This window comes from Bradyrhizobium sp. 23, assembly GCF_023073295.1.
GTDB classification, from domain to species: domain Bacteria; phylum Pseudomonadota; class Alphaproteobacteria; order Rhizobiales; family Xanthobacteraceae; genus Bradyrhizobium; species Bradyrhizobium canariense_D.
In genome coordinates this window covers 25,978-36,055 of record NZ_JADPJF010000124.1, presented here as the reverse complement: position 1 = coordinate 36,055, position 10,078 = coordinate 25,978, and the positions used below count along the sequence as shown (strand labels likewise).

8 protein-coding genes are annotated in these 10,078 nt (G+C 65.3%); 2 read left to right on the top strand and 6 right to left on the bottom strand.

All coding sequences use genetic code 11. From position 1 onward, the window contains the following. From IVB32_RS29315 to IVB32_RS43150, 3 genes are all read right to left on the bottom strand, one after another. On the bottom strand, positions 1 to 222 hold a 222-nt coding region (locus IVB32_RS29315; protein WP_247412180.1), incomplete at its 3' end, for a hypothetical protein. A gap of 272 nt (positions 223 to 494) precedes the next feature. Continuing rightward, positions 495 to 1,787 carry an N-acetylmuramoyl-L-alanine amidase gene (locus IVB32_RS29310; protein ID WP_247297412.1) on the bottom strand — a complete coding sequence of 431 codons (1,293 nt, stop codon included), beginning with the start codon at positions 1,785 to 1,787 and terminating at the stop codon, positions 495 to 497. Positions 1,788 to 2,403: 616 nt separating this feature from the next. After that, positions 2,404 to 3,147 carry a hypothetical protein gene (locus IVB32_RS43150; protein WP_346283658.1) on the bottom strand — a complete coding sequence of 248 codons (744 nt, stop codon included), beginning with the start codon at positions 3,145 to 3,147 and terminating at the stop codon, positions 2,404 to 2,406. On the opposite strand from IVB32_RS43150, the gene IVB32_RS29305 reads away from it, so the two are divergent. Both IVB32_RS29305 and IVB32_RS29300 read left to right on the top strand, forming a co-directional pair. Further along, the gene (locus IVB32_RS29305) at positions 3,088 to 5,565 is read left to right on the top strand and encodes an Rne/Rng family ribonuclease (protein WP_346283657.1); all 2,478 of its coding nucleotides are present in this window, start codon (positions 3,088 to 3,090) and stop codon (positions 5,563 to 5,565) included. The genes IVB32_RS43150 and IVB32_RS29305 overlap by 60 nt on opposite strands. 64 nt (positions 5,566 to 5,629) lie before the next feature. After that, positions 5,630 to 6,862 carry an FAD-binding oxidoreductase gene (locus tag IVB32_RS29300; RefSeq protein WP_247297415.1) on the top strand — a complete coding sequence of 411 codons (1,233 nt, stop codon included), beginning with the start codon at positions 5,630 to 5,632 and terminating at the stop codon, positions 6,860 to 6,862. A gap of 92 nt (positions 6,863 to 6,954) precedes the next feature. On the opposite strand, the gene IVB32_RS29295 is transcribed toward IVB32_RS29300, so the two are convergent. The 3 genes from IVB32_RS29295 to IVB32_RS29285 form a co-directional block, all read right to left on the bottom strand. Continuing rightward, entirely contained in the window at positions 6,955 to 8,289 is a 1,335-nt protein-coding gene (locus tag IVB32_RS29295; RefSeq protein WP_018454476.1) for a dicarboxylate/amino acid:cation symporter, read from the bottom strand. A gap of 84 nt (positions 8,290 to 8,373) precedes the next feature. Continuing rightward, positions 8,374 to 8,928: a biotin transporter BioY gene (locus IVB32_RS29290; protein WP_247371181.1), complete on the bottom strand. Its 555-nt coding sequence runs from the start codon at positions 8,926 to 8,928 to the stop codon at positions 8,374 to 8,376. A gap of 87 nt (positions 8,929 to 9,015) precedes the next feature. Further along, a partial coding sequence (locus IVB32_RS29285; protein ID WP_247412179.1) for an aminotransferase class I/II-fold pyridoxal phosphate-dependent enzyme occupies positions 9,016 to 10,078 on the bottom strand: 1,063 nt, incomplete at its 5' end.

Below are 10,078 nucleotides of genomic sequence, written 5' to 3'. Positions count from 1 at the left end.
CGGCAGGTACAGCCGCCGCTCCTTGGCGTATTCGCCGAGCAGCGAGCCGTCGGTCGCGTGCACGCGGGTCATTACCGGCGGCTCGTAATCCTGAAGCTGAGAGTAGTCAGGCAAGTCCTTGGAGAAATGCCAGATCAGGCCTGCGACGGCACCCACCCCGACAAGGAACAACACCGTTCCCGCGGCGAACAGGAAGCCCATGAACCGCACCAGCAAGCGCATTATCTGTTTATCCGTTCAAACTCTGGATCAGCCCAAGATCAGCCCTGGCACCAGAAACAGGCACCAAACCATCGCGAATTCACCGGCTTTACTCAATACTATTAGTGCCGGACTCAAGGCGCTTGCCGAGCGGGATTCTCGCCGATTCCGGAACCCCCTGCGGCGTTTTTATAAAGCGCCCGCTGTGGCCAAACTAGGGCTTTTGCGGCGGGACGGAAAATCACTCTCAATTCAACGATCCCCGGGTCGTCAACTGGACGATCGCCCGGTCGTCAATTCGACGATCCGGCCGTGGCCATCCGTTTGGCCAAAAACCCGTCGATCGCCTGCGCCATCGAGCCCACGGCACGCGACCGCCATCCCTCGGAGACCAGATGCTCGAGGTCGCCCTTGTTGGAGACATAGCCGATCTCGACCAGGACCGACGGCACGTCGGGCGCCTTCAGCACCCGGAAGCCGGCTGACTTCAGGGGATGCTTGTGCATCCGCACCGTCGACTTCATTTCGCCCATCAACAGGCGAGCAAAACGGCTTGAAAAGGTACGGGTTTCCCGCTGGGTGAGATCGATCAGGATGTCGGCGACATCGGTCGGCTCCTCCGCGAGGTTGAAGCCGGCGATGGCGTCCGCCCGGTTTTCCGCATCCGCCAGCCGCTGCGCCTCGGCGTCGGAGGCCTTGTCGGACAACGTGTAGATGGTCGCGCCCTGCGCATCGCCCTCGGCGCGCGGCAGCGCGTCGGCATGGATCGAGACGAACAACGCCGCCTTGAGGCTGCGGGCGACTTTGACCCGGTCGTTGAGCGGGATGAAGGTGTCGTCGTCTCGGGTCATCACCACGCGATATTTGCCGGTCTTTTCCAGCCGTTCGCGCAGCGCCAGGCCAAAGGCCAGCACCAGATTCTTCTCGCTCTCGCCGCTCGACTGCGTGCCGTTGTCGATGCCGCCATGGCCGGGATCGATGACGACGACCGCGCGGCCATCGGCCTTCTGCCCGGCTTCAGGGTGGGCAGATGCGGGAACCGTCGCGGGCGGCGGATCGGCAATAGCCGGCCGCAGCTCAGGACGGTTTTCCGGAGCCAGCGACGGCACGAAGGCGGTGCGCTCGACCTCCTCCATTTCGAGCACCAGCCGCGCCGGCTGGCCGTTGGCAGCCTCCACCACGTAGGAATTGGCGATCTTGGCCGGGCCCGTCAGGTCGAACACGATTCGGGAGCCGCCGGGCATCACAAGCCCATAGCGGAAGGCCTTGACCAGTCCGCGTCCGCCGGACCCGGTCCCGGCGGGAAGTTGAAAATTGACCTGGGGAACGTCAACCACCACCCGATACGGGTCGGCCAGAGTGACTGCGCGGAAGCTAACGGTCTGATCGATGTCGAGGACAAAGCGAGTCTGCCTGCCGTCCCCGGCCAGTCGGGCGGCCCAGGCCGTTGGGAAATTCGCTGATGCAACAGGGAGTTGAGGCTGACTTTCCGCGGCCTTCAGGCGCGAGGAATCAGCACACGGCAATGCCGCCGCGCAGAGCAGCACGCATCCCAGCAGGATCCTTTGATTTGCGCGGCTCGCCACCGATTCCGTGCCTCCGAGCAGCCTCTTTAACGCAATAGAACCACAGGGTTAAACGATCCTTAATGACGGACACGCGAAACTCGCTGACTGTGACCGCCGTGCGACGCTCCTTGCACGGATGGCCCAATCCACGTATGTACGGAATGCTGACGGCCGATATTTCCGGTTGTGTCGCATTCAGCCTCCCGGTGCAGCGCCGGAACTCTCAAGGTTTGGGAATTCCAGCGTTTTTCCGTTCCCCTCTAAGTCCAGCGCGGTGCGCGGCAGCAAGGTGGAGCGGGGCAAGCCCCGGCGGCGGAACGGTCCTCGGTTACCAACACGTTTCCGGGACGGTTCTGACAGCGGCGCAACCCGTTACCCGGTCCCTTAATCCCAAGGGAGCGGTTTGTAATACCCCAAGGCGAGCGCGCTCGCGCCATGCCTGGCCAACAGCAACTGATTGAGGGGCGGCCCCGCCGCCCAATGTTTCATACGGGCCGACGCTTGATGCGCCAGACTGTGCCGACCAATTCTGAAGGACCATTCGCGACGCTGCGGAGTGACAATTCCGCGCGCCGCTTCGGTCCTCCGGCTTTCGGTTCGGCAAGGCGCGAGAGACGGTGTTTCGGCCTTCCCCTCACCCCCGAATCAGGTGGACCGTCGCGTCACCCGGCAGCGCTGATGGCGCCCACGGTGAATCGCGCCCGCCGCCGCCAAGAGTTAAGACATGCCCAACAAGATGTTGATCGATGCCACCCACCCGGAAGAGACCCGGGTCGTCGTGGTCCGCGGCAATCGCGTCGAAGAGTTTGATTTCGAGACCGCGCAACGCAAGCAACTGCGCGGGAATATCTACCTCGCCAAGGTCACAAGGGTCGAACCCTCGCTCCAGGCCGCTTTCGTCGAATATGGCGGCAACCGCCACGGCTTCCTCGCCTTCAGCGAAATCCATCCCGACTACTACCAGATCCCGGTTGCCGACCGGCAGGCGCTGATCGAAGCCGAGGAGCAGGCCCATCGCGAGGCCGAGGAAGAGAGCGAGAACCGCTCCCAGGGCCGCCGCCGCTCCCGCCACCGCAATTCCCGCCGCCGTAGCCATGGCGAGCGCGTCCGCAGCGAGGTCGTCGAAGGCGATCCCGCGGCCCGGCAGGTCCAGGGCGAGGCCCTGCCTGAGGGCGCTTCGCACGAGGGCGAGCACCTGCACGCCGACGCAGAGCATCACGGCGAGCACGAAGGCCACGATCATCACGGCCACGAAGCACATGACCACGAGGGGCATGACCACGACGACCATCATCATGCCCATGGTGACGATCATCACGTGCACGAACATCACGACCACGATCATGATGGCGAGCACGATCATCACGACCATGATCATGCCGACGAGACACCGGCGCCTGTCGCAGCGATCGGCGCCGAGCCCGCGGTCGCCACCGAGGCCGTTGCCGAGCCGCAGGAGTTTGCCTCCGACGCACACGCCGACGATCTTGCCGAGGCCGTGACATCGGCTGCTGAGCCTGCCGACGCCGTGTACGCCGCGGGCGAGAGTGCGCAGGCTCCGCATCACGACTCCGAAGCGACGGCCGAGGATGACGACGAAGACGAGGACGACGAGGAAGCCGAAGAGGACGTCGTTGAATCCGTCGGCGGCGACGATGTGCTGGAGGAAGTGCCGGAGCGCACCTTCCGTCCCCGCCGCCAGTACAAGATCCAGGAAGTCATCAAGCGTCGCCAGGTGATGCTGGTGCAGGTCGTCAAGGAAGAGCGCGGCAACAAGGGCGCGGCGCTGACGACCTACCTCTCACTCGCCGGCCGTTATGCCGTCTTGATGCCGAACACCGCGCGCGGCGGCGGCATCAGCCGCAAGATCACGAGCGCGCAGGACCGTTCGCGCCTGAAGGAAGTGGTGCAGGATCTCGACGTGCCCGAGGGCATGGGGATCATTCTGCGCACGGCGGGTGCCGCCCGCACCAAGCCCGAGATCAAGCGCGATTTCGAGTACCTGATCCGCATGTGGGAGACGGTGCGCGACATGACGCTGAAGTCGCAGGCCCCGACCCTCGTCTACGAGGAAGGCTCGCTGATCAAGCGCTCGCTGCGCGACCTCTACAATAAGGAGATCGACGAGATCCAGGTGGCGGGCGATGCCGGCTATCGCGAAGCGCGCGACTTCATGAAGATGTTGATGCCCGCCAATGTGAGCGCGGTGAGGCAGTATCGCGACGGCCAGCCGCTGTTCTCGCGGATGGGCGTCGAAAGCCAGCTGGATGCGATGTTCTCGCCGACCGTACAGTTGCGCTCCGGCGGCTACATCGTGATCAACCAGACCGAAGCGCTGGTCTCGATCGACGTCAACTCCGGCCGTTCGACGCGCGAGCATCATATCGAAGATACCGCGCTCAAGACCAATCTCGAGGCCTCCGAGGAGGTTGCGCGTCAGCTTCGGTTGCGCGACCTCGCCGGCCTGATCGTCATCGACTTCATCGACATGGACGAGAAGCGCAACAACCGCGCGGTCGAACGCAAGCTGTCCGATTGCCTCCGGCAGGACCGCGCGCGGATCCAGGTCGGACGCATCTCGCATTTCGGCCTGCTCGAGATGTCACGCCAGCGCATCCGCGCTAGCGTGCTGGAATCCTCAACCGATCCCTGCACGCATTGCGGCGGCACCGGCCATGTCCGCTCGGTGTCCTCGGTTGCGCTCCAATTGCTGCGCGGCCTCGAAGAGATCCTGATGAAGGGCGCAACCCACAACCTCGTGGTCCGCACCCGCACCGACGTCGCGCTCTATGTGCTGAACCACAAGCGCGGCCATCTGCGCGACCTTGAGAACGGCTTCAAGGTCACGTTGTCGGTCATCGCCGACCCGAGCGTCAGCGGACCGCAGGCCTATGTCATCGACCGCGGCGAGCAGGTGCATACGCTGGAAGCCGCCAAGGCTCTGCTGGCGGCCCAGGCGGCCGCAAGCCCGCCGCCCCTGGTCGAAGAGGCCTATGACGACGAGGAGTTCGATCCGGAGAGCGAATCCGAGGTCGAGACCGAGGAGACCGAAGGTCTCATCGAGGAGCAGACCGCAGGCGACGCCGCTACCGAGCAGGACAGCCAGCGCCGCAAGCGTCGCCGTCGCCGCCGCGGTCGCGGTGGTCCGCGGGACGAGGAGACGCGCGAGGATGGCGCGCCCGCTATTGCCGAGACGGCCATGGCGGCCGGCGAAGGCGAAGAGGATGCCGAGGCCGAACCGGAAGGCGAGGAAGGCGAGGAACAGGCAGCCCGTGGCGAGCAGCAGGGCAGCGCCGATCGCCGTCGCCGGCGTGGTCGCCGTGGTGGCCGCCGCCGTCGCGGTCCTGGCGAGGAAGGTCTCGCCGGCTCCATCAGCGACGAGCTTAGTGCCAATGCGCCGTCGGAAGCCACCAACGCAGTCGCCGATTTCGACGGTTTTGGCGGCGAGGCAGCGCCCTCGATCGCGCAGGCCGAGCACACGTCAGAACCTCAGGTCACCCAGCCTGAGCCGCGGGCCGAAGCACGGATTGAAGCAACGGCCCAGCCTGAGCCGGCTCCTTCGGCCGCGGACGAGGAGCACGCGGACGACAAGGCTGCACGACGCCGTTCGACGGTTCGGGAAAAGGTGAGCTTCCTGTCGAGCAGCCAGAGTGAACCGGCACCGGTTGCACAGGCGGCCGAGCCGGTTGCCCCGCCCACACCCGCTCCGGAGCCCGCGCCCGCAGCGGCAAGCGAAACCTCGCCCGCACCGCGTCGTGCCGGCTGGTGGTCCCGCCGCTTCGGCGGCGGCGAATAGAGCAACAAGATAGTTGAAACCGCCCGGCCAAACCGGGCGGTTTTGATTTGGCGAGGTCAGTTCAATGCAAAGCGCGATCGTCCTCGGCGGCGGCATGATCGGCGTCAGCGCGGCGCTGCACCTGCAGCAGCGTGGCTGGTCCGTCACGCTGATCGACCGCAGAGAGCCGGGCCGAGAGACCAGCTACGGCAATGCCGGCATGATCCAGGCGGAAGCGGTGCGCCCCTACCCGATGCCGCGCGACCTCGCCACGCTCCTGAAGATCGCGACCGGCCGCACCAACGACGTGCGTTACAGCCTGTCTTCGCTTCATCTCCATATCGAGCCCCTGCTTCGCTATTGGTGGCATTCGGCGCCGAAGCGGCATCGTGAGGCGATCGACGCCTGGGCGCGGCTGATCGCCTACGCGACGGCGGAGCACGACATCCTCATTCGCGAAGCCCACGCCGACAATCTGATCCGCCGCGCGGGATACCGGCACCTGCATCGCGACGCAGCTTCGTTCGATCTCGCCGTCAAGGCGGCGGAAGAAGACCAGCGCGAATTCGGCGTGAGGTTTCGTGCGCTCTCGGGCGCCGAGCTCGCCAAGGCCGAACCTGTCCTGCGCGACGACCTGCCCGGCGCGATCCATTGGCTCGACACCTGGACCGTGTCCGATCCCGGCGCGCTGGTCACGGCCTATGCCGATCTGTTCGAGCGCCTCGGCGGCACCATCGTGCTCGGTGATGCCCAAAGCCTTCATCAGACCGCCACCGGCTGGTCGGTCAAGACAGACCATGGGCGCGTCGACGCCGCCCACGCCGTCGTGACGCTCGGGCCGTGGTCGCCCGATCTCCTGCTCAAATTCGGCTATCGCATCCCGCTGGTGCGCAAGCGCGGCTACCACATGCATTACAGCGGCGGCGCCTCGCTCGATCTGCCGCTGGTCGACAAGGCCGGTGGCTACGCCATGGGTCCGATGGCGAAGGGTATCCGCATCACCACCGGCGCGGAGCTGACCGGCCTGGACGCGCTCGCAACGCCCGTGCAGCTCGCCAGCGCGGAAGCTTCCGCGCGCGAGCTGATCGACCTCGGCAAGCGGGTCGAGCCCGACCCATGGTTCGGCACCCGCCCCTGCACGCCCGACATGCTGCCGGTGCTCGGCCCTGCCCCACGCCATGCCGGCCTCTGGATGAACTTCGGCCACGGCCACCAGGGCTTTACGCTTGGACCCGCGACCGGCCGCCTGCTCGCGGAGATGATGAGCGGCAAAACGCCCGCGATCGATCCCACGCCGTACCGGCCGGAGCGGTTCTAAGCCCTCGCAGCGAAAGAAAAAGGGCTGATCGAGGATCTCGACCAGCCCTATTATTTCAACATCTGACGGCGCTCGGCACCGTCACATGCAGATCAATCCGTCGTGACCGCCGTTTCCATGTCGGTCGGATCGATCTGCCGGGCGAGGTTGGCGTTGAGCTTGTCGCGATCGAGCTCGCCCTCCCACCAGGCGACGATCACGCAGGCAACGCCATTGCCGCACAGATTGGTCAGCGCGCGGCACTCGCTCATGAACTTGTCGATGCCGAGCACGATCGCCATGCCCGGCACGAGGCGCGGATCGACCACGGCGAGCGTCGCCGCCAGCGTGATGAAGCCCGCGCCCGTGATGCCGGAGGCGCCCTTCGAGGTCAGCATCGCCACCACCAGGATGGTGAGCTGCTGGCCGAAGGTGAGATCGAAGCCCAGCGCCTGCGCGATGAACAGCGTCGCCAGCGTCATGTAGATGTTGGTGCCGTCAAGATTGAACGAATAGCCCGTGGGCACCACGAGGCCGACCACCGACTTGGAGCAGCCGAGGCGCTCGAGCTTTTCCATCAAGGACGGCAACGCGCTTTCCGAGGACGAGGTGCCGAGCACAATCAGCAGCTCGTCCTTGATGTAGGCGAGGAACTTAAAGATGGAGAAGCCGGCGAAGCGCGCGATGATTCCGAGCACGACGAATACGAACAGCGCCGCGGTCAGGTAGAACGTCGCGATCAGGCCGACCAGGTTGAGGATCGCCCCGGTGCCGAACTTGCCGATGGTGTAGGCCATCGCGCCGAAGGCACCGATCGGGGCTGCGCGCATCACGATGGAGATGACGCCGAACACCGCATGCGCGGCGTCGTCGATGAACGAGCGGATGGTGTGGCCGCGTTCACCGAGCCCCATGATGGCGAAGCCGAACAGCACCGAAAACAGCAGCACCTGCAGGATCTCGCCTTGCGCGAAGGCGCCGACGACGGTGTCCGGAATTATGTGCAGCACGAAGTCGACCGACTTCTGGCCTTCGGCCTGCTTGGCGTAGTTGGCGACGGCCTGCGCATTGGCGGCGGCACCGCCGAAGCCCGCACCCGGCTTCACCAGATTGCCGATGACTAGGCCGATCACCAGTGCGAAGGTCGAGACGATCTCGAAATAGACCAGCGCCTTGACGCCGATGCGGCCGACCTTCTTGGCGTCCTGGATATGGGCGATGCCCGAGACAACGGTGCAGAAGATGATCGGCGCGATCACCATCTTGATCAGCTTGATGAAGCCGTCGCCGAGTGCCTTGATCCACTCATTGGTGGCGACCGACGGCCAGAGCCAGCCGACGATGGCGCCGAGCACGATCGCGATCAGCACCTGGATATAAAGTACCTTGTACCACGGCTTGGCGGCGGGCGGCGCGACCGGCGCCCCCACCATCGTTGTCGTCGTCATTGTTTCACTCCCCCTCAAAACGCCAGGCCAGCCAAGATCAACTTGGCCGGCCCTGTCAATCGGAACTGCTCGATATTGCGCGCTTTACCCGCGATCGACCACCCGGCGTATCGCCGGCATCAACGTCGCGCCCAGCGCGTTCTTGACCAGCGACGCCGCAACGAACGGCATCAGGCCGACCTGCCACGCCTTTGCGGCACCCAGGCCGAGACCGAAGGCCAGCCAGCCAAAGCCCGCGGCCAGAATGAGGATGTGGCCGGCCGCCATGGCCGCAAACAGCAGCGTTACGCTGCGATCCCAGCCGCGCTCGGCGAGCCAGCCGGTGACGAAGGCGGCGCCAATGAAGCCGAACAGATAGCCCGCGGTCGGGCCCACCAGCGGTGCAATTCCACCGACAGGGCCGGCGAACACCGGCAGGCCCATTGCACCCTCGGCGAGGTAGGCGATCATGGTTGCGCTGCCAAGCCGCCAGCCATAGGCGGCGCCGGTCATCAACACGACCAGCGTCTGCAATGTCATGGGCACGTAAGGCAGCGGCAGGTTCACCTTGGCTGACAGCGCCATTAAGGCGGTGCCGAGCGCAATCAGCACGACAGCGCGCAAGGCGCCGACGGTTTCACCCGGCCGGATCGGCCACATCAATGCGGCGAGAGGAGAATGCGTGGCGGTAGAGGGGACGGAACGGTCAGACAAGTTGCACTCCAGAAGGCTGGCGAAAACTGGCGGCTATTTAAGCCAGTGAGCGATCCGGTCAACTGCTTCCCGCATCTCCGCAGCCGAACGCGCATAAGAGAGCCGTATGAATGAACGACCATGGATGGGATCGAAGTCGAGGCCCGGCGTGACCGCGACATGGGCCTGTTCGAGCATCTGCTTGGCGAACTCGAAACTGTCGGAGGTGAAATCCGAGACGTCCGCATAGAGATAGAACGCGCCGTCGGCCGGCAGAAATCTGGTCAGGCCGGCCTTGGGCAATCCCTCGATCAGGATGCGCCGGTTTTCCTGATAGCCGTGCTTGATCTCCTCCATCTCGGCCGCGCCGTCGAAGGCCGCTTCGGCCGCGATCTGCGACAGCGACGGCACCGAGATCGACAGGTTCTGCTGCAGCCGCTCGATCGGCCGCACCAGAATCTCGGGCACGACCATCCAGCCGACGCGCCAGCCCGTCATGCAGAAATACTTCGAGAACGAGTTGATCACGAGCGCGTGGTCCGACAGCGCCGCAGCCGTCACGGCGGGAAACGCGTAGTCGAGCCCATGATAGATCTCGTCCGAGATGAAACGGATGCCGGCGTCTTCCGCCGCAGCGATCAGGCCGGCGAGCGCCTCGCGGGACATCATCGTCCCGGTCGGATTGGCGGGACTGCCGACCAGCACGCCCTTCAGCGGCGCCTTGCGATGGGCGGCCAGCAGCGCCTCGCCCGTCAGCGCATGGCGGGTCTCGTTCGTGGTCTCGATCAGCACCGGCTCGCAGCCGAGCGCGGTAAGGATATGACGGTACGGCGGATAACCCGGCACCGTCACGGCAACGCGGTCGCCCGGCTCAAACATCGCCAGGAAAGCCAGAATGAACCCGCCGGAGGAGCCGGTGGTCACTACGACCCGCTCGGGGCTGACGTCACAGCCATAGGCATCGCGATAATGCCGCGCGATGCGCTCGCGCAAGGAGGGGATGCCGAGCGCTGAGGTATAGTCGATCCGCCCGGCCTCGAGCGCCACATGGGCGGCTGCAATCGCGGTCTTAGGCGCGCCGGCGGCGGGCTGGCCAACCTCCATGTGGATGACATGG